Below are 19,268 nucleotides of genomic sequence, written 5' to 3'. Positions count from 1 at the left end.
ATGAGCCTCTTAAGGGTTAACCTTGGTCTCAAAGGTTTGCTTCCCGTCAACGAATTTCAGGACAACGGCGGCTTTGACCGGGTCATGCTTGTCGTTGAAGGTGATTAAGCCTGTAGCGAGCTGCAGATCCTTAGTCGCTGCCAGCGCTTCGGTAATCTTGGCCGGATCAGCTTCACCGGCACGGGTGATCGCATCGGCCACCAGCTTCAGGGCATCATAGCCCAGGGCAGCCATACCGTCAGGAACCGCTCCGCCGTTCGCCGCTTTGTAGGCGTCCACGAAGCTGGTTACTTCAGGAGCAGTATCTTCAGGCGAATAGTGATTGGACATGAACGTGTTCTCCAGCGCTTTGGCACCGGCGATTTCCGCCAGCTGCGGGGAATCCCAGCCATCGCCGCCCAGGAATGGAACCGTGATGCCCATTTCACGGGCCTGCTTCACAATTTTACCTACTTCTTCATAATAACCAGGCAGGTAGATCACATCCGGGTTCGCTGCTTTGATCCGGGTCAGAACTGCTTTGAAGTCAGAATCCTTCTGCTGGTAGGACTCCTGGCTCAGCACCTCGCCGCCCTTGGCCTTGAAGGTCTCTTCGAAGAACTTCTGCAGCCCCTTGGAGTAGTCAGACGAAGTATCGGTATAGATGACAGCGGTTTTGGACTTTAGGGAATCGAGTGCAAAGTTAGCCATTACCTCACCCTGGAACGGATCGATGAACGCCGCGCGGAACACGTATTCATTGACATTGCCGCTGCGCTCATCCACAGTAACCTTTGGATTGGTGGCGCCTACCGAGACGAGCGGGATTTTTTTCTCCGTTGCCACCGGAACGATCCCCAGCGTGTTCGTCGAAGTGGTTGCGCCGATGATGGTGACGACCTTGTCATTGGTGATCAGCTTCTGTGCCGCCTGGGTGGCTTCTTCAGACTTCGAGGCATTATCGGCGATGACCAGCTCAAGCTGCTTGCCGAGTACACCGCCTGCGGCGTTGATCTGGTCCACCGCCAGCTTCGCACCCTTGGAGGCGGAGTCGCCGAAAGAAACCTGACCGCCTGTGAGCTCAAGGTCAGCCCCGATTTTGATGGTGCCTCCGGCCGTGTTGCCGCCGCTTGCCGAGTTACCGCTGTTCTCTGTGCTGTTGCCACAGCCGGATGCTAATACCGCAGTCAATACTGCCGACAAGATCATGGCCCCAATTTTCTTCATAGTTTCTCCCAGCCTCCTGATTATTTAGTATATATATGGTGTTTCTGTGATGCTGCTGTAGGATGGATCCCCCTGCTTAGTGCCCGAGATAAGCCATTTTGATCTCATCAGAGTCGGCCAATTCCTTGGCATCCCCTTCAAGCACTACCCGGCCTGTCTCCAGGACATAGGCGCGGTTAGCGATTTTGAGCGCCTGGTGGGCATTCTGCTCGACCAGCAAGACAGTGGTTCCGGCATCGTTGACTTCCTTGATGATTGTGAAAATATCCTGGACCAGCAGCGGCGCCAGCCCCATTGACGGTTCATCTAGCAGCAGCAGCTTCGGGTGGCCCATCATGGCCCGCCCCATCGCCAGCATCTGCTGCTCCCCGCCGGACAAGGTTCCAGCCTGCTGCTTCTTGCGCTCCAGCAATCGCGGGAAGGTGTTGTACACCTTCTCGAAGTCAGCAGCCAAGCTGCTTCCATCCTGCAGATAAGCGCCTAATTCGAGATTCTCCTCGACCGACATATTAGCGAATACGCGCCGTCCTTCGGGACAATGGATCAGCCCTTCTTTGACAATCACCTGTACACTTTGATTCGTTATTGATTTATTGAGGAATTCAATACTTCCTGTCTTAGGCTTCAGTAGCCCCGAAAGCGTCTTGAGCAGCGTAGACTTGCCGGCACCGTTGGCCCCGATCAAGGTCACGATCTCCCCCTGCTTCACGGTGATGCTGAGCTCCTTCAAGGCATGAATCGCTCCGTAATAGACATTAATTCCTTGTACTGTAAGCATGGCGCTACGCCTCCTGTCCCAGATACGCTTCGATGACCTTCGGATTGTTGCGGATCTCCGCCGGCGTTCCGTCAGCGATCAGGATTCCGCGGTCCAGCACGTAGATCCGGTTACAGACCCCCATTACCAGTGACATATCATGCTCGATCAGCAGAACGGTCAGGTCGAACTCCTCCCGAATCCAGGCGATCAGATTCATCAGGTCTCGTGTCTCATTCGGGTTCATCCCGGCTGCCGGCTCATCGAGCAGCAGCAGCTTGGGTCCGGCCGCAAGCGCCCGGGCAATCTCCAGCCGCCGCTGATTGCCATAGCTCAGGTTGCTGGCTACCTCGTCCCTCTGATCGGCCAGATTGAAGATGGAGAGAATATTTATCGCCTTGCGGGTAATCTCCTCTTCCCCCTGGAAATGCTTCGGCAGACGTAGCATCGAAGAGAACAACGAGTGCTTCGCATGCTGATGGAAGGCAATCTTAACGTTCTCCAGCACCGTCATAGCCGTGAACAGGCGGATGTTCTGGAACGTACGCGCAGCGCCTTTATGATTGATCTTGTAGGGCTTCATCCCGCCGATAGACTCATTATTCAAAAGAATGCTGCCCGACGATGGCGGGTACACTCCGGTCAACAGGTTGAACAGTGTGGTTTTACCTGCACCGTTGGGCCCGATCAGGCCGATCAGCTCGCCTTTATCAATATGAAGAGATACCCCGCTGACCGCCTTCAGTCCGCCGAAGGCCCGGCTGGCCGCTTTCACATCAAGGAGTACCGCTGCTCTCGATTGCGTCATTTGCCTTCGCCTCCTTTTTACCAAACTTGCCTAGTGAGAATTTGCTTACGCCAAGCAGGCCGCTTGGACGAAAGATCATCATCAGAATGAGCACTATCGAGTAGATAATCATGCGCCATTCCGGAAATTCGCGTAAGTAGGTGTACAGCAGGGTAACGAACACCGCACCCACGATAGAGCCCGCCGTACTGCCCAGCCCCCCGAGAACCACCATGACGATGATTTCAAAAGACTTCAAGAAGTTGAAGCTGCCCGGCGTAATCACATAGAACGTATGGGCCGACAGGCCGCCCGCCATACCGGCAAACAGTGCACCGATGGTGAAGGCGATGATTTTGTAGCGTGTCGTGTTAATCCCCATCGCCTCAGCGGCAATCTCATTCTCGCGGATCGCAAGGCAGGCCCGGCCGTGAGTAGATCGGATGAAGTTATTAATCAGCACCACCGAGAGCAGAGTGAAGAAGAAGAGCAGGGTCCAGGTGGTCTTGGCCGGAATCCCGCTGAGCCCTGAAGCACCGCCGACATATTCCGTATTCAGCATAATAATGCGGATAATCTCACCGAAGCCCAGTGTGGCAATAGCCAGATAGTCCCCGTTAAGCCGGAGCGTAGGCATTCCGATCAATACGCCGAACACCGCTGCCAGGAGTCCGCCCGCAAGAATCGCAGGAATGAACGGCACATTGTAGTCAAGGGTAAGGATCGCCGAAGTATACGCACCCACCGACATGAACCCGGCATGGCCTATGGAGAACTGCCCGGTAATCCCGGTAATCAGGTTCAGCGAGACGGCCAGCATGATGTTAACCCCGATGAGCAGTAGCATAGACTGATTCACATCACTGAGCATTCCCGTTGTTAGAAGAACTTTCACGATTCCATAGAACGCAAGGGCAGCAAGGATGCCCAGCCAGAACTTTTTATTTATCTTTTTCACGGCAGCTTCCCCTACACTTTCTCCCGGACATTCTTGCCGAACAGTCCGGATGGTCTGAAGATAAGGATAAGAATCAGTACCGCAAAGGCTACGCCGTCACGCCAGGAGGAGAACCCGAGCGAGGAGATCTCTGTCTCCACTGTTCCCAGCAGCAATCCGCCGACCAGCGCACCCGGAATACTGCCAATCCCGCCAAGCACTGCCGCGACAAAAGCCTTCAGCCCGGGCATGACGCCCATGAGCGGATCAACCGAATTGTACGTCATTCCGAAAATCACGCCCGCCGCCGCGGCCAGTGCTGAACCGATGGCGAAGGTGGCTGAAATGGTGCGGTCAACGTTGATGCCCATCAGCCGCGCCGCTTCTACATCGAAGGATACGGCCCGCATGGCTTTGCCCGTTCGGGTGTAACGCACGATATATCGCAGCACAAGCATAAGTATTATCGTTGTTACAAGAATCATGATCTGATTGGATTCAACCTGGATGGAAGATCCGAAGAGGTGATACTGCTTCTTATCCATAATATCCGGGAAGCCCTTGGCCTGCGGCCCTAGGATCAAGACTCCGGTATATTCGAGCAGGAAGGATACGCCGATCGCTGTAATCAGCGCGGCAATCCGGGTGGACTTGCGCAGCGGCTTATAGGCCAGACGTTCGATGCTGATCCCGAGCAATGCACTGATGGCCATCGAGATGATCAGCGACACGAGCAGTACAACGATAGGCGGCAATCCGGCATTCGCCAGGTATTTGGCACTGTACAGGCCGATGAACGACCCTACCATAAATACATCACCATGTGCAAAATTAATCAGCTTGATGATACCGTATACCATTGTGTAACCAAGGGCGATCAGAGCGTAAATGCTGCCTACGGAAATTCCGTTGATTAGTTGCTGAATGAAGTACTCCATCGCCATCCCCTTCTCTCCATATTCATCTTGTATACCCCTTTCTCTGTGCCGCTTCTCTTTTCTTGGATTATGATGTCATTTATATTAACACAAGGTCTAAGGAACGTCACTAATTTTTGTGGTAATTAATACAAAATTCAATAATTGGTGTTATATTACATAACATGATATATGTAGGATTTGATAGACTTCTGTAGGTTTTTAAAAATCATGTAGAAAACAGGAGAAAAACAGAGGATTTTTAAGCAGGGACGTTTTAGAAGTTGTTTCCTTTTCTTATACAATACTTTTTTTCTGCGGAATTAATATAACATTTGTCTCTTTACAGCATCATCCCTTCAATTAATTAAAGGGGTAACGGATTGAACCGGCAGTGTGCGGTGGTGGAGGTCAGACTTAAGCGTATAAAACTCTCCCCCTACGCCTACAGTCTCGCTGGTTACTGGGCCAAGGTCCCAGCGGCCTGCTGGGCTCCGGGTTGTTCCTCTCCTTCTCGTTCGTTGCTATACTCTACCAAGCATCACACACATGTAAAGGAGTGGAATTGAAATGAGCACCATTGACAAAAAGGAGAACGTCCAATCTGCCAGGAAAGGGTTGCTAATCTTCTTCCTGATCCTTATTCCTCTTACAGCGATTAGTTACATATTGGCCCTAACTGTAGCACCAGTATATGGTTTGCTGCTGATGTGGGCGCCCGGGATCTCCTCCATACTCACCCGTATCCTGCTGCGGGAGGGCTTCGCTGATATCTCCCTGAGCTTCGGGGGACGGCGCACGCTCAGGGTGATTCCGTTCATCTTATTGTTGCCGGTAGCGGTGGGCTTATTGGCCTACGGGAGCGCCTGGATCACAGGACTGACGGAATATACCGGCCCAGGCGGCAATGTTGCTGGTTCGCTAGTCGGGGCTATCCTTATTCAAATGTCCATCGGGACCGCGATGGGGATCATCAGCAGTGCCGGAGAAGAGTTAGGCTGGAGAGGATACATGCTGACCCGGCTCATCCAGGCCCGCGTCCCGAAACCTATTCTAATGAGCGGACTGATCTGGGGCGCGTGGCATATCCCGGCGATCCTAATCGGCAACTACTATTCCGGCCCCTCTCTGGCCTTATCCATCGTACTGTTCATGGTAACCATCAGCTCATTTAGCATCATTATTAGTCTATTGCGCTTAAGCACAGGGAGCATATGGCCGGCGGTTCTGCTCCACGCCTCATGGAATGCGATCATTCAGGATGCTTTCGACCGGTTCAACAGCGGGAAGAACGCTTATCTCTGGACGGGGGAATCGGGGATACTGGTGGCTGCTACGCTCGTGATCGCCGCATGGATCTTCTACAGAAGATCTGCGTTCGTAAAGGATGCACGGTTGTAAATGACAGTACGGCAAAAAACAGACAGCCCTTTTTTTGAGCAGGATCAACGTGAGTACTTGGGTGGACGCTCCGCGAACGAAACGTTGTTCCAATCGCTGTGTTCTCCAGATTTTTTTCATTCCCCTTGGCGGTGAAAATCCGGAGAACAAGGCGACCGCTATCGCTTTTACACAATCGTTTCGTCCTCTCCGCTGTTTAAGCGGGATGCGAAAACACATTTTTTTAACACAAAAAAGAAATCGTCCAAGCATCAAGGGACTAAAAACAGAAAGCAGCAATTCTCCCATAAGAGAATCGCTGCTTTTTTAACATTTGAAGCTTTTACGAAATCTGAGAATTGACTCGGGCAATGACCGCCTAGTCCAAATATACAGCCTTTCCCGTCTGGGCCGATTCATAGATTGCCTCCAGAATCCGGGAGACCACATACGCCTGTTCAGGAGTCACGACCGGGTCCTTATCCTGCTCGATGGCTTCGATCCATTTTCTTAATTCTATATCCGTAGATTTCTCTTCCTTGCCTTCATAGAAGGCTACTCCTCCGGCACCAAGCTCAATCTCATTCGTGTATAGCTTGCTATGCTTCTCCCCGTTAATTCTGAGACCATTCTTCATGTCCGCCCCCGCTTCGGTTCCGCTTAAGCTGCACTTGGCTTCATCCACATCCAGCGAATTCAGCGCCCAGCTCGCCTCCAGCGTAATCGTTGCGCCGTTCTCCATCACAATCATCCCGAACGCAGAGTCTTCCACGGTGAATTTCTTCGGGTCCCAGGGTCCCCAGGCGTTGGCAGCATCTTCTTTTTGGGAGAGCTCGTGGTATTTGGTTCCCAGCACAACCTTCGGTTTGTAGTTATCCATCATCCAGAGCGTCAGATCCAGCGCATGGGTTCCGATATCAATAAGCGGGCCGCCCCCCTGCTTCTCCTCATCCAGGAATACCCCCCAGGTAGGGACCGCTCTGCGGCGGATGGCATGCGCTTTCGCATAATAGATATGGCCGAGCTCGCCTGCTTCGCAGACTTTTTTCAGATACAAGCTGTCTTGCCGGAACCGGTTGTCATACCCTATGGTCAGCTTCTTGCCGGTACGTTTCGCCGCTTCAGCCATACGTTTGGCATCCGCTGCTGTTTTGGCCATGGGCTTCTCACACATCACATGCTTACCCGCTTCCAGTGCAGCAATGGATATATCCGCGTGCGCATCATTCGGAGTAAGAACATGAACAATATCAATAGAAGCATCCTGCAATAATTCCTGGTAATCCGTATAGACAGCAGCATCCGCACTGCCGTATTGTTCAGCAGCCTTCTCAGCCCGTTCCTTGATAATATCGCAAAAGGCCACTACTTGAACCTTATCCTGTCTGCTTAAGGCAGGCAGATGCTTCCCGTTCGCAATTCCTCCACAGCCGATAACTCCAACACGATACACTTTGCTCATAGTCTCTCATCCTCACTGTTCATGTAATTTTCGGGCCTTGCGGTATGCCGCCGGGGTCATGCCCAGCCGCTTGCGGAATACCGAATGCAGATAGGTTGCAGTGGTGAACCCTTCGGACTCCGCGATGTGTTCGATCGACAGGTTGCTGGCTTCAAGCTTGCTGCATACCGCCTGCAACCGGATCTCTTCAAGAATCCGGCTGAAGGTTTGATCCGGATGGATCTGCTTGAAGATCCGCTGCAGCTGCCTTGCGCTGATATTCAGCTTCTCCGCCACATTCTCCAGCGTCACGGCTGCTGAATAATTCGCTTCCATGTACTGAACGGCATATTGATAGCGGTAGGTCACCATATCCCGTACGGGTGCCGCAGCTCCCATCCCGCCTGCATCATAGGCTCTGGTTACCTTCAGCAAAATACTGATCACCAGATGCTTGATAGAAGTGTAATATCCCGCAAGCTTGCCGTCACAGGCCTCATAGGCTTCCAGAAAACACTTCATCGCCCTGTGATAATCCTGCGCAGGGATCAGCGGCAGCCTCTTCAGCTTCTCCACACATTCCTCTGCTTCCGCAACCTCCCATGGATCTGCATCGTCTCTCTGCTTCTCCGCAATATTGACATGCAGACATAACTCCTCCATCGACTCCTCCGCATCCGCTTCCTGACGGTGCATGACTCCCGGTCCGGTCAAATAGAGCATTCCCTCCGATAAGGGATACTGCTGATCGCCAAGAATAACCGTTCCCTTGCCCCGCGGGATGAAATGAAATTCAAACTCCGCATGGTTATGGAAATCAATGACCTTCCCCGGCGGAAAAGAGGTCAAATGAAACCGGAGAACGGAAATTTCATAATGTCCCCACAGGATGGAAATATCCAGTCTTTCCAGCAGATCCATCTTCTCAAACATAATCTCGAAGGGAAAAGGGCTCATGTTAACCTCCTGCTTAAGCTGCGCTCTGTACCCGGATAAGTAATCAAATTAAGACTTCAATTCGGCTAACCGGACCACCCGTCCTGCCTTCGCCGAGAGATTCGCCGCCTCCATTAAGCGGGTAAGCTCCGTTGCCGCTTGAATATTGTCAGAAGCAAGCGTGTTCTCCTGGATGTGGGCCACCCACTGCTGGAAAGCGCTGTCCCGATTGGCCAGCACAGGCGTATCGTTCCAGGCAGCCCCTTGATCTGCCGCTTTCGTACTTCTGACGAGCAGCTTGTCTTCAGGCGTTCCATATAATAGGGTCCCTTCCGTCCCATGCACTTCGATGGTGAAGGGGGAGTAACTATTCACGAAACCGGCTTCTACCACACCGATAGCTCCCGAATCGGTATAGAGCGTCGCTACAGCGTTGTCTTCCACTTCCTTGCCCGTCACATATCCGAAGTTCGCGCTTACCCCGGTCACCTCTTGACCCAGGAACAGTCTGGTCAGGTACATGGGATGACATCCCAGATCAATCAACGCCCCGCCCTGGCATTGCTCAAGGCTATAGAAATGCTCTGGAAGCCAGTTGGCCGTTGCACCGTTATGGGATAAGCGGACTCTGACATACGTAATCTGCCCCAGCAGTCCCTGGCTTAGAATGTCTTGAACCGATAACGTATAACCGTCATTTAGCCGCGGCAGGGACACGGTTAGCTTCACGCCATGAGCCTCGACCTCAGAGAGGATATCATTAACCTCACTCAGCGTTGCAGCTACCACCTTTTCGGTGAAGATATGCTTGCCTGCTCTGGCCGCCGCAATCATGACCTCCCGGTGCATATGGGTTGGCGCATCGACAATAACGGCATCTATATCCTCCCGGGCAAGCAAGTCATTCAAAGAATCACAAAATGGGACATTCAAGCTCTCTGCCGCCTTCCTGCCCCGCTCCGCATCCTCGTCCCACACCGCAGCGATTTCCGTATCGCCGTGCTCCTGAGCCTGCTTCGTATAATCCCAAGCATGTACATGCCAAAAGCTGATCTTGCCAATCCTAATGCTCATTCGCCTGCACCTCCATATACATTATTCTGACATCACCTATAAAGTATCACATAATAGACAGGATTTTTAGTAGATAAATGCGACATCTAGTATATGAAATTACGACATCTGCAAGGAAAATCATATCGTTCAGAGAATCTGCCCGCTCCCGCTGGATGAACGCAAAAAAGGAGCTCAATATGAGCTCCTTATGTATTAATTGAAGAACGGAGAGAGAGGGATACTCTCGCTACGCGAGAGATTGCGAAGAGTTCCTAACGAAGCTTATGCTCCAACGAACCGCTTAGGGTCCTCATCCCTGGCAACGAAGTATTTCAAAACGGAGAGAGAGGGATTCGAACCCTCGCACCGCTTACGCAGTCTAACCCCTTAGCAGAGGGTCCCCTTATAGCCACTTGGGTATCTCTCCAAGTAATGGCTCCCCGAACAGGACTCGAACCTGTGACAACTCGATTAACAGTCGAGTGCTCTACCAACTGAGCTATCAGGGAACATTAACATGAACAAGGATTAATTTATCATGATTCTACAGGTTAGTCAAGCGGGGCGAGAGAGATTGTGAGATCGTTTACAAACTCTACCTATCTGTAGGGTATCCCTATAGGTGTCGCTTATGTCAGACCCACTCTCCATCCAGCGGAACAGCCACGCGGCCCAGTAAGCCCTCCTGTTCAAGGCGTTGCTTCAATAGTTCCCTCGTCACATGGCAGTGATTAATTGTATCCATATGCACAGCAATCACCGAAGCGGCCGGAGCGGCATGGCACACCTCGATAACATCCTGTTCGTTCATGGTAATGGGTCCTCCGCTCAGGAAGCTGGCACCTCCGGCATTGACAATAATCACCTCGGGTGCCTGCCCTGCTATCACTTCTTGGACCTCTTCGCACCAGATCGTATCCCCTGCCAGGTACAGCACAGGTTCACCTTCCGCCCGGAAAACGAAGCCGGAGACCTTGCCCATCCGCTCTCCAATCTCCCCTGTTCCGTGATGCCCGCCTGTACGTATCAGAGTTACTCCGCCGAAGGACACAGAGCCGCCGTCCTTAATCTCTGTAACACGCTGATAGCCTTGGGCTGTAAGGGTCTCCCCGTCGCCTTCCTGGCAATACACCGGCAGGTCCTTAGACAACTGCTCTGCCGCTGCTTGATCCCAGTGATCCGGATGCAGATGTGTCACCAGTACAGCATCCGGCTCCAGCCACTGCTGCACCGGCCCCGGCAAAGGCACCAGCGGATTCCGGCGGTCATCGCCCGAATTCATAATCGGCGGATTCACCCCCTGCCCACTCAACATCGGATCGATCAGAAACGTTGCGCCGCCATATTCCAGCCATAGGGTGGCGTGGCGGATCAGCTTTATTCTCATCATATGCACCTCTTCCCGGATGTCTTCCTTAAGTTCAAATTCTGATACAATAAGTATAAATCACTCTTGGATGAGAAGACATTGTGCCGAGAAAGAGATTCTTACGATATGCTTTCACCCGGAAAGGAATTGCAGAAAATGCCCCCTATCTCATCAAGGACCATGAGAGTGTCACCGAGCTGTACCGCATCAGCGGGGAGGGATGTTATTGGATGCGGGTGCGTACTGTGGATCAGGAGGCGCTGACCGCTTTTTTGGACGAACTGCTGAAGTATGGCAATTACCGGGTTAACCTGGACATGGGCCAGATCAAATAAGGATAAGATTTGCCAAGGAGGCCTTCATGAATAACAAGATAGAACCACCCAGAATCCCAGATCCCGGGCTACTTACGCCGCAGGACATTTACACCCTTGCTTCAAAAGATGAATTCAGCCGCTGCCTCATTGAAGGGGCGCTCATTGAATATCAGGAGGCTACCCGGGTAGCCTTCGATAAAACCATTTTCAAAAACGTCACCATCACCGAATCCTCGCTGGAGCGCATTGAGCTCACCGATGTGGTCTTCGATCATTGCGACCTGTCCAATGTAGACTTCAGCGACGCCTTCATCCACCGGACCGAGTTCAGGGATTGCCGCTTAACTGGCACCAATTTCTCTAGAGCGCGGCTTCAAAATGTGTCGGTTACCGGATGCCTCGGGGAGTTCGCGGTGTTCCGTTTTGCCAATTTCAAAGGAGTCTCCTTCGAGCGCAGCTCGCTGGCCAGCGCGGATTATTACCAGTCCAGCCTGAACGGCCTGTATTTCTCGGAATGCAATCTGGAGCAGGCCACGCTGGCCGGATGCAAGCTGAAGGGTGTTGACCTTAGCGACTGCGAGTTCACCGGCCTCCTGGTGGATCTTCAGGATCTGGAGGGCTGCGTGATCTCTGCGGAGCAGGCGGCTTCTTTTGCCGGACTACTCGGTCTGGTCATCAAAGATTAAGTAGCTGGACCCGCGCCTGCCTCCAGCGCAACCAATTTGAGCTTGCCGGAGCATTTACCGCAGCGGTACCGCCCGGGATCGGCCCGGCGCTTGCGCAGATATTCAGTGGCACACGTGATGCACACCAGCTTATACCGGTAAGGCTGCGGCTTGCGGGCCTTGGCTCCCGGCAGGGTCTGACAATAGCGGCTGCCGCCGACGCGGGCCAGCAGTATTTTGAAATCGGCATCCCGGTGCATATACCCCCGCTTCGCCAGATGCAGGTGGTAGTGACAGAGCTCATGCTTGATGATCTTCTCCGTCTCCTCCCGTCCGTACATCGCCAGCTGCTGGGGATTGATCTCTATATTATGGCTCTTGGTAAAATATCGTCCGCCGGTTGTCGTAAGTCTGCTGTTAAAGCTCGCTGTATGCCGGAAAGGCACGCCAAAGCTGTTCAGCGACACCTGCTCGATCCACTGCTGCAGTTCTTCGTTGCTCATACTCGTCATCGCGTTCCTTCACGGTCCTCTCCATAAGGAAATAACATCTCTACTTGAATTGTAACTTGCCCATGGGCTACACTGTCAAGAAGGAAGACAAGTTCGGAGGGAGAATGAAAAGATGCCGAGAATGCGGTACGTAATTATGCAGCAGGGTCTGGAACTGCAATTCGTGGAGATGCCGGAGGAGTATGCTTACCAGCTAAGCGCCCTCAATCTGCGCCTGAATAAAGAAATCGACAAATTAACCGCCGAGAATGTTCCCGGGCTGCCGCTGGCTGTAGCCGAATGTGACAATCTGGAGCTGCTGCGCGAAGAGCATCACCTGGAATCCGGGCTGGCGTATATTAACCGGCTGGAGCGTGCTTTTGCCTCCATTCAGGAGAAGGAGTATCCGCTGATCTCCCTGCTGACCGAAATCCGGGCGCTCCAGGCCCAGCTTGAACAATGGTATGAAGAAGAGGAAGAACGGGTGCAGTAGCGCCGCTTCCGGGCGGCCATGAGAATTACTGCTTGGATGACCGAAACTAACCGTGCACCTTTGGGCGTATTCCCCCATATGCTATCTATACACAGGAAGCATGCAGAGGAGGGGTACCCTTGCCACAATGGCTTCGCCAACAGCTCATGAAGGCCTACTTCAAGAAGGACTGCCGTCAGATCAGACTGCTGAATGAATGCTGGTTCTTTTACCGGAATACCGCCGATCCAGAGGAAATGATCCAGAAGAATGTATAACCAGGTGATGCAAGTGAAATTCTTATTTTTTAACAAAAAGCCACGATTCCCTATAGAGGTATCGTGGCTTTTTGGCGTAAATCCGTCCGGGTCTGCACTCGGCTGCCGGATTATTTGAACATCGGGAATACGTATTTCACCAGGAAGAACAATACTCCGAAGGTGATAATAATGTAGGCTGCATATTTAATGAAGGTGGATGCGACCAGACTGGAATCCGATTTGCGGTGCACCTCTGTCCGTTCAACCTCAACACTTCTGTCCTTGTAATTCGGCTCCATCCTCAATCTCTCCTCCCTTGGGGTTAGTTGTATGTCTTCCATTAACCCGGGGATTTGGAGCTGAAACAGAGCCGCAGAGGAACAGATCACTTGTAAAATCTGACTGGCTGCTTAATCGAAACGGCGTGTGCCCGGCCAGGAGCCCTGTAGCTTACGGACCAGCACAATCTGTCCCGTATGATAGGCATCATGCAGAATCAGGCTCATCACCTCTTCGCCCGGCGCATGCCCGGAGCCGCCCCATTCATAAGCGCCTTCTTCCAGAGCCACAATAATCTCGCGCAGCGAGGCATGGACCGACTTCAGCTTGGCAACGGCCTGATTCCAGTCCTCTTCCCCACTCCCGGTTACGGTGAACGTGGCGTCATTGCTCTCCAGGTCAGGCAATTTCTCCAGCCCCTTAAGCTTGCGCAGCAGACGCTCCTTATAATAAGTCAGGTGATTAACATTCTCCCAGATGGAATTGCCCGCAGCCCCTTCCGGCTTCCAGCTGGCCTGCTCACTGTTCACGCCCTCCAGCGCAGCGCCAAGCGGCGGCTGCCAATCCTCTACATCCATTACATAATCCCAATTCTCCAATAGAACATCGCTGATTTTGTTTTCCATCTGTATCCCTCCTGCAATTAGTGGGTGTTCATGATCACGTAACGACTTAACAAACCGAATAACAGTTACATGAGCAATGTAACATATTTGGCGGAGTGCATCAAGTAACTAGCATAACTTATTTTTAACTGTTACAATCAAGACAAAGATAACGTGAAAGGAGCGATGCGGCTTGCTGTGGGTAGATTTCATGAACAGCTATTGGCGGGATTGGCGGACCAGCGACCGGAGCAAGGACGAGGACCGGCTCGAAGAACCGGAGTGGCTGGAGCAATGGCTGGTGGAGCAGAAGCTGCCGGCGGTAGGCCCTCTTCTCCCGGAGGAGCTGGAGCAGCTGAAGGAGCTGCGCAGATTGTTGTGGGACGAGCTGCAGCGGCTGGTCGCAGGAGAGCCTCCGGCTACAGCTCTGCTGGAGCAGCTCAATGTATATATGGGCAACGGGCCCGTTGTGCGGCAGGTGGTCTGGACATCCGCAGGCGAAGCCGGGATCTCCCTCCAGCCGCAGGGAGCGGACTGGGGGCAGATCATGGCGGAGATTGCCGCCTCTTTTGCAGCCGCGGTACTGGAGAAGGAGCCTTCACGCTTCCGCATCTGCGGGAATCCCGACTGTCTCTGGGTCTATTACGACGATACCCGCAACCGCTCGAAGCGGTACTGCGACGACAAGCTGTGCGGGAATCTGATGAAGGTGCGGCGGTTCCGGGCACGGCAGAAAGCAGCGGAGGGTGAGCCTTCGAAGGAGTAAGCGTGTTACCGGAGGCGGCGGATGAATCATCGGCAGCGTAAGCAGGTTACCAGGTGAGACCAATTTGACTACACAGCGTTCCGCTGCGTCAGCGGGGTCAGCGTAGTATTTTTGCCGGAATGCTTGGCGGTATAGAGCAGATGATCGACTTCTTCGAAGAGCGCTTCTTTGGTGGCGCCTTCGGTATAGCTCTTGAGGCCAATGCTGACAGTCACTACCCCATGCTCCATCTCTTCATGGAGCGTCTCCGAGAGCTGGTCGCGAATCCAATCCATGAGGGTGTAAGCCTCCTCGAAGCTCTTCTCGAACAGCAACACCGCAAATTCCTCGCCGCCGTAGCGGGCAGCAATGTCTGCGGGAGAGAGATGGTCCTTGATGATCTGCGCGACCCGGGCCAGCACCAGATCCCCCGTACGGTGTCCATATTTATCGTTAATTTGCTTGAAATTATCGATATCCACCAGCGCAAGATGGAACGGGGCACCCTGGCTGCCGTATTCCAGCGCTTTTTCATAGAATTCGTGAAAAGAGATATGGTTATACAGTCCTGTCAGCGCATCGGTGGTAGACAGCTTGCGGATCACCGCGTTCTCAATCATCAGATCCTGCTTGGCCGTTAAGGTAGCTTCCAGATCGCTCGCCAATTCGCGCCCGTTAATGATGATAATCCCTGCCACCAGCGTGCCAACCAGCAGGAAGAGCGGGATCGCAATCAGGTCAAAGTCGGTGAGGTAATACTTGAACCAGTCATCCCAGCGGTAGAGAATGAAGAAAGCAGCCGCCTGTAGGCCTGACGTGAATAAGGTCAGATCCAGCCGAAAAAAGATCGCCGACGCCATAATCGGCAACAGCATCAACGCCCCAATGATTCTTATATCCATATTCAGGTGAATGATCATCATCGCGATAATCGTCCCCGCCACAAACAGCAGCACGAAAGAATATTTCGGCGCCACAACATCCACAAGCTGCGTAATCCCCACCACCGCACTCATCAGCAAGGTCGGATAGAGCAGCACATCATAGTAGAACTCATGCGCTCCCATGGGATACGGCAAACATATGAAAGACCCAAGCTGGGCCAGGAAATGCAGAGCGATCACCAGCCAATACGTATAAAGGAACCTCTTGACCCACTTCGCCTGCCGGTGTGCAGAAGTCTCCGAAGGGCCCATGAAATCTCTTAATCTCCACTCTTTCACCTGCTGCCCCCCCGATTGGTTTCACACATTGGATGAACACATTCCTCCTATTTTAACATGCCAGGGGCCGGGTCGGATACTCACTTGTGGGATATGTACGGGGGGTGGGGGAGGGTTAGTAGGATTGGTGAAGTATCGGGGCGAAAGAACGTGTGGGTTGGGAGTTTGTGGGCAGGTGTTGGTATGAGGGCGATTATTCTTTGTGTGATTTCAATCCATGCTCGTACATAAGGAGGGGCCAGACCATACCTGTGATAGTGCCGATCCCCCCTCTTTTAATACACACTTCTACATGAGGAGCTAGGCCGACGCGCCGATCGCGAAGCCAGGCTTCATCCGATTTCAATCCACGCTCCTGCACGAGGAGCGACTATGGCGGGGAGGAGTTCGCAATCCTGCTGTTTGAATTTCAATCCACGCTCCTACATGAGGAGCGACTTTATGGCAACTCCCCGGAAGTCTTTCCAGATCAGATTTCAATCCACGCTCCTAGATGAGGAGCGACATCAGCTGGTTGTACTTACATCATAAGTGATTAGCACTAGCATCGATTACACCTACTTCCACAGGAACGGAGGATACTCATCCAGATCATTACGCAAATGACGGGTAAGCAGCAACGCTTAAGCATTAGACCCTCTTTGTCCAACAATTCTATCTCTCAATCATATTTACCCCTTCAGGCAACTCGGAACGATCAATCGTGATAAGGTAATCCTTATAATCTCTCGCAGCTACTCCAAGAACACTTTCTGCATGAATACGTTCAAACAGCTTGTGAGCAGGCGCATTCCCCAAGACTGAGCTATGTTCAAAAATAATCAATTTGCGAAGTGCCATCTGTCCACGGGAGGCAGAGCGATCATATTCAAACATGTTCTCAATCGCAGCCCATAGCAGTTCCAGATCATCGGAAGTAAAGTTTGTCTGTTGAGCCAAATGCCCCGAGATATAACCATCCATTCTATAAAGTCCGTAGGGGATGATATGCTTGCGTCCCATCTCCCGCTCCTTGTCAGTTCCCTCTTGAGTAACAGCTTGGCGGGTTATGGTTAGCTCTTGAGAGAATACTGGGTCAATACTTCTTGCGAAAGTAAACTGTACAGGACCGCGAACTTGTCCGCAGTTAATTTTAGTGGTCATGACCGCCCCAAATGTACGAACGTCAAAAAAGTTATTACACATCCAGCGGGTAAGTTTATAACTCTCTGCTTTATCCGCAGGCTTCAACTCCTTCAATTTATCTGTATCCTCTTCGCGCAAAGCTCTATAGGCTTGACGATGTTGTTCATTGAGTACCGCGCCTTCAGATACATAAATATTATGGCCTTCTTGTCCGTTTTTTGTTACTTCTACATAGTTGCGGATTTTGCGCTTAAGACATACATCTGTTACGATTCCGTGCCCTGTCTCCGGATCAATTCTCGGCATATTACCGGCATCAGGATCTCCGTTCGGATTGCCATTCTTAACATCGAAAAAGATCGTAAATTCATGGCGGTTAATAGGCGTACTCATTATTCATCCTCACCTTTCTTATCCTTGTTTAATGTAGTAGTGGCACCCGTTTCAGAGCCTGATTCAATTCCGCTTGTTTTACTACCAGTATGTTGCGCTTGATGGTAGTATCCAAGAATAAACAAACCTTGCTCTTCAAGATTTAAATGGGTTGGAAATTTAGGGACGCCGGATAACACCTCACCGATATCCCGGTCTCTGAACTTTCCGAACTTTGCCTTTGGATTAGAGATGTGTGCCTGCGCCAGACGGATTAAATTCGGAAATACCGCCAATGGAGTAGTAGAAGCAGAGGAAAAGTACCGATCTTTAATCGTCGTATTTAATTTTCCGTACCCCCCTGAGGCTTCGATCTGCGCCCGTTCCAGAACAGCGAATAATCTGCCAAGTCTATAGGCTACGGTTTGTGTCTCATTATTCTCATTAAGTCCCATCGTCAGTGCTCCTCTCAGCACATCATTGTTATTAATCCGTGCATAACGCTGCAAATACGCCTTAATGACTGATGCCCGAACCCATGCACTTCCTGCTGATTCACCATAAGGTGATATTCTTCCATCCACCCTTATACGACCGATAATTGCTGCAAATACTGAATATGGATAGGCATTGCCTTGAAGTACAGAACGAAACCATGCACCAGCCATAGCAGCGGTTGCCTTTTTCATTTTGCCTGAATCCATATTTGCGTGGACCGTTTCCCGCATAACCCGATAAAGACTGGGCAGCACAGGAGATTTATCCCCAGGACGACTCATAGCCATGTCTGCGGAATGCTGTGACAATCGTACAAAAAGCGAATCAAAAGTACCCTGCCAGAAATAACGAACAGCCAGACGGGCAACATTCGGCGATAGCCCCAGTACAGTGAACAGTGCTTGCGGAGCAGGCAACATATTTTCCGACACTTCTATACCACTGCGAACACGAAGCATTATATCCTTAAGCTGTTCAGTACCCTGCAAATCCTCCTTCAGTTGTTCATCCGGTTCGTTATCAAAGAAGGTTCCGAACATTTCCTCTTGAGCAACCCATTCTTTTCCTTGCCCTGACTGACGGTCTGCCCAGAAGACAACTGTCATATCACCTACGCCCCGCAGCCGGTTCTCCCTTGAGGCAAGCAGATGGTTTAAAGCTTTAGCATATCCGGCGGCTGCCTCTTCGCTTACTGGTGCGTTATAACTTTGTTCTTTACCATACGATTGGAGTGCAGGAAAATTAAAAGAAACTAAACTAGCTCCCATTGATTGAGCATCTGCGACCCCTTTGATCTTGATCTCATGAGTACGCGCAATGGGACGATTAGCCTCACCGGAGATCAGACAGGTTCCATAGACGGTTCCCTTCTTGTCTTCTCTTTGAGAGCTGGTCCAGATAGTTATTATTTCAGATGTCTGATGTACGAAGGGATCGCTTCCTTGCAGCTTAAAGATAAAGTTATTATCTGTTCCAGATAGCGCTTTGTTCAAACTCAGTTGAAAGAATTCATCACCTTCAGGTTCTTCAGGATTCCAACGTTCAAAAAAATTCAAGACTGCAAGGCCATCAGGTGAAACACACCCATTGAGTAGAGAACGGTGCAACTCGCGGCTGGCCTCAAATTTCTTGAGCGATGTGGAACGAACTCCGTTTTTTTCAATCAGACCAAAAATATATTCTGCTTTATCCGATAAAAAGTAAGGCTTTACCCCGCTTGAGCGTGCTCCATGCTCCGGTACATCCATTGAAATTGACAAAGGCCTTTGGCCTCTGTTATCACGGATATCCAAAATACGCAGCGGTCGGCCATCTTTAGCAAGCTCCAGCACAAAAGAGATCTTGTCCGTGCTGAAACCAGGTGGAGCCATACCTGAAGCCGGATCTTGAGAGAGCTTTAGATAACGCTCATAAAGAGACTGGGTGATCAT

At 51.6% G+C, this 19,268-nt stretch carries 21 protein-coding genes and 2 tRNA genes; 6 read left to right on the top strand and 17 right to left on the bottom strand.

Annotation, left to right across the window (positions count from 1 at the left end; genetic code table 11):
• Window positions 1–9 precede the first annotated feature (9 nt).
• The 5 genes from MHH28_RS28570 to MHH28_RS28550 form a co-directional block, all read right to left on the bottom strand.
• Window positions 10–1,206 carry an ABC transporter substrate-binding protein gene (locus MHH28_RS28570; protein WP_405108085.1) on the bottom strand — a complete coding sequence of 399 codons (1,197 nt, stop codon included), beginning with the start codon at window positions 1,204–1,206 and terminating at the stop codon, window positions 10–12.
• 76 nt (window positions 1,207–1,282) lie between these two features.
• On the bottom strand, window positions 1,283–1,984 hold the full coding sequence (locus tag MHH28_RS28565; RefSeq protein ID WP_405108082.1) for an ABC transporter ATP-binding protein: 702 nt from the start codon (window positions 1,982–1,984) through the stop codon (window positions 1,283–1,285).
• 4 nt (window positions 1,985–1,988) lie between these two features.
• The gene (locus tag MHH28_RS28560; protein WP_405108079.1) at window positions 1,989–2,771 is read right to left on the bottom strand and encodes an ABC transporter ATP-binding protein; all 783 of its coding nucleotides are present in this window, start codon (window positions 2,769–2,771) and stop codon (window positions 1,989–1,991) included.
• The gene (locus tag MHH28_RS28555; RefSeq protein WP_405108076.1) at window positions 2,740–3,708 is read right to left on the bottom strand and encodes a branched-chain amino acid ABC transporter permease; all 969 of its coding nucleotides are present in this window, start codon (window positions 3,706–3,708) and stop codon (window positions 2,740–2,742) included. The genes MHH28_RS28560 and MHH28_RS28555 overlap by 32 nt, the downstream gene beginning before the upstream one ends.
• Window positions 3,709–3,719: 11 nt before the next feature.
• Entirely contained in the window at window positions 3,720–4,625 is a 906-nt protein-coding gene (locus MHH28_RS28550) for a branched-chain amino acid ABC transporter permease (RefSeq protein ID WP_405117286.1), read from the bottom strand.
• 549 nt (window positions 4,626–5,174) lie between these two features.
• Between MHH28_RS28550 and MHH28_RS28545 the strand changes: the two genes are divergently transcribed.
• Window positions 5,175–6,005, top strand: coding sequence for a type II CAAX prenyl endopeptidase Rce1 family protein (locus MHH28_RS28545; protein WP_405108073.1), 831 nt, complete (start codon window positions 5,175–5,177; stop codon window positions 6,003–6,005).
• A gap of 358 nt (window positions 6,006–6,363) precedes the next feature.
• Here the strand turns inward: MHH28_RS28545 and MHH28_RS28540 are convergent, their stop codons facing one another.
• From MHH28_RS28540 to MHH28_RS28515, 6 genes are all read right to left on the bottom strand, one after another.
• Window positions 6,364–7,446: a Gfo/Idh/MocA family protein gene (locus MHH28_RS28540; RefSeq protein ID WP_405108070.1), complete on the bottom strand. Its 1,083-nt coding sequence runs from the start codon at window positions 7,444–7,446 to the stop codon at window positions 6,364–6,366.
• 12 nt (window positions 7,447–7,458) lie between these two features.
• On the bottom strand, window positions 7,459–8,382 hold the full coding sequence (locus MHH28_RS28535; RefSeq protein WP_405108068.1) for a helix-turn-helix domain-containing protein: 924 nt from the start codon (window positions 8,380–8,382) through the stop codon (window positions 7,459–7,461).
• Between the two features lie 48 nt (window positions 8,383–8,430).
• On the bottom strand, window positions 8,431–9,435 hold the full coding sequence (locus MHH28_RS28530) for a Gfo/Idh/MocA family protein (RefSeq protein ID WP_405108065.1): 1,005 nt from the start codon (window positions 9,433–9,435) through the stop codon (window positions 8,431–8,433).
• Between the two features lie 320 nt (window positions 9,436–9,755).
• Window positions 9,756–9,844 (bottom strand) — tRNA-Ser (locus MHH28_RS28525).
• Window positions 9,845–9,850: 6 nt separating this feature from the next.
• Window positions 9,851–9,926, bottom strand: a tRNA-Asn gene (locus MHH28_RS28520).
• 125 nt (window positions 9,927–10,051) lie between these two features.
• On the bottom strand, window positions 10,052–10,804 hold the full coding sequence (locus MHH28_RS28515; RefSeq protein ID WP_405117285.1) for an MBL fold metallo-hydrolase: 753 nt from the start codon (window positions 10,802–10,804) through the stop codon (window positions 10,052–10,054).
• An 83-nt stretch (window positions 10,805–10,887) separates the two neighbouring features.
• Between MHH28_RS28515 and MHH28_RS28510 the strand changes: the two genes are divergently transcribed.
• Together MHH28_RS28510 and MHH28_RS28505 are read left to right on the top strand one after the other, a co-directional pair.
• Complete coding sequence (locus MHH28_RS28510) at window positions 10,888–11,121, top strand: Lrp/AsnC ligand binding domain-containing protein (RefSeq protein ID WP_405108062.1); 234 nt, start codon at window positions 10,888–10,890, stop codon at window positions 11,119–11,121.
• Between the two features lie 26 nt (window positions 11,122–11,147).
• The gene (locus MHH28_RS28505) at window positions 11,148–11,789 is read left to right on the top strand and encodes a pentapeptide repeat-containing protein (protein ID WP_405108059.1); all 642 of its coding nucleotides are present in this window, start codon (window positions 11,148–11,150) and stop codon (window positions 11,787–11,789) included.
• On the opposite strand, the gene MHH28_RS28500 is transcribed toward MHH28_RS28505, so the two are convergent.
• Window positions 11,786–12,271 (bottom strand): SprT family protein, encoded by a 486-nt coding sequence (locus MHH28_RS28500; protein WP_405108056.1) that lies wholly within the window; start codon window positions 12,269–12,271, stop codon window positions 11,786–11,788. The genes MHH28_RS28505 and MHH28_RS28500 overlap by 4 nt on opposite strands.
• A gap of 121 nt (window positions 12,272–12,392) precedes the next feature.
• Here MHH28_RS28500 and MHH28_RS28495 point away from each other — a divergent pair, with 121 nt between their 5' ends.
• Together MHH28_RS28495 and cmpA are read left to right on the top strand one after the other, a co-directional pair.
• Window positions 12,393–12,752: a hydrolase/acyltransferase gene (locus MHH28_RS28495; protein WP_405108053.1), complete on the top strand. Its 360-nt coding sequence runs from the start codon at window positions 12,393–12,395 to the stop codon at window positions 12,750–12,752.
• A gap of 119 nt (window positions 12,753–12,871) precedes the next feature.
• On the top strand, window positions 12,872–13,009 hold the full coding sequence (gene cmpA, locus MHH28_RS28490; RefSeq protein WP_405108050.1) for a cortex morphogenetic protein CmpA: 138 nt from the start codon (window positions 12,872–12,874) through the stop codon (window positions 13,007–13,009).
• 110 nt (window positions 13,010–13,119) lie between these two features.
• Here the strand turns inward: cmpA and MHH28_RS28485 are convergent, their stop codons facing one another.
• The gene (locus MHH28_RS28485; RefSeq protein WP_200869223.1) at window positions 13,120–13,290 is read right to left on the bottom strand and encodes a hypothetical protein; all 171 of its coding nucleotides are present in this window, start codon (window positions 13,288–13,290) and stop codon (window positions 13,120–13,122) included.
• 111 nt (window positions 13,291–13,401) lie between these two features.
• Complete coding sequence (locus MHH28_RS28480) at window positions 13,402–13,896, bottom strand: DinB family protein (protein WP_405108046.1); 495 nt, start codon at window positions 13,894–13,896, stop codon at window positions 13,402–13,404.
• A 172-nt stretch (window positions 13,897–14,068) separates the two neighbouring features.
• Between MHH28_RS28480 and MHH28_RS28475 the strand changes: the two genes are divergently transcribed.
• The gene (locus MHH28_RS28475; RefSeq protein ID WP_405108043.1) at window positions 14,069–14,641 is read left to right on the top strand and encodes a CGNR zinc finger domain-containing protein; all 573 of its coding nucleotides are present in this window, start codon (window positions 14,069–14,071) and stop codon (window positions 14,639–14,641) included.
• A gap of 68 nt (window positions 14,642–14,709) precedes the next feature.
• On the opposite strand, the gene MHH28_RS28470 is transcribed toward MHH28_RS28475, so the two are convergent.
• The 3 genes from MHH28_RS28470 to cas8c form a co-directional block, all read right to left on the bottom strand.
• Complete coding sequence (locus MHH28_RS28470; RefSeq protein ID WP_405108040.1) at window positions 14,710–15,843, bottom strand: GGDEF domain-containing protein; 1,134 nt, start codon at window positions 15,841–15,843, stop codon at window positions 14,710–14,712.
• 654 nt (window positions 15,844–16,497) lie between these two features.
• A complete protein-coding gene (cas7c, locus tag MHH28_RS28465; RefSeq protein WP_405108037.1) occupies window positions 16,498–17,361 on the bottom strand; it encodes a type I-C CRISPR-associated protein Cas7/Csd2 in 864 nt (287 codons plus the stop codon).
• Window positions 17,361–19,268 (bottom strand): type I-C CRISPR-associated protein Cas8c/Csd1, encoded by a 1,908-nt coding sequence (cas8c, locus tag MHH28_RS28460; protein WP_405108034.1) that lies wholly within the window; start codon window positions 19,266–19,268, stop codon window positions 17,361–17,363. Before cas8c ends, cas7c begins: the two co-directional genes overlap by 1 nt.

The organism is Paenibacillus sp. FSL K6-1217 (assembly GCF_045040735.1).
GTDB lineage: Bacteria > Bacillota > Bacilli > Paenibacillales > Paenibacillaceae > Paenibacillus_AQ.
Note: the sequence above shows the minus strand (reverse complement) of the source record. Positions and strands in the feature narration are given on the sequence as shown.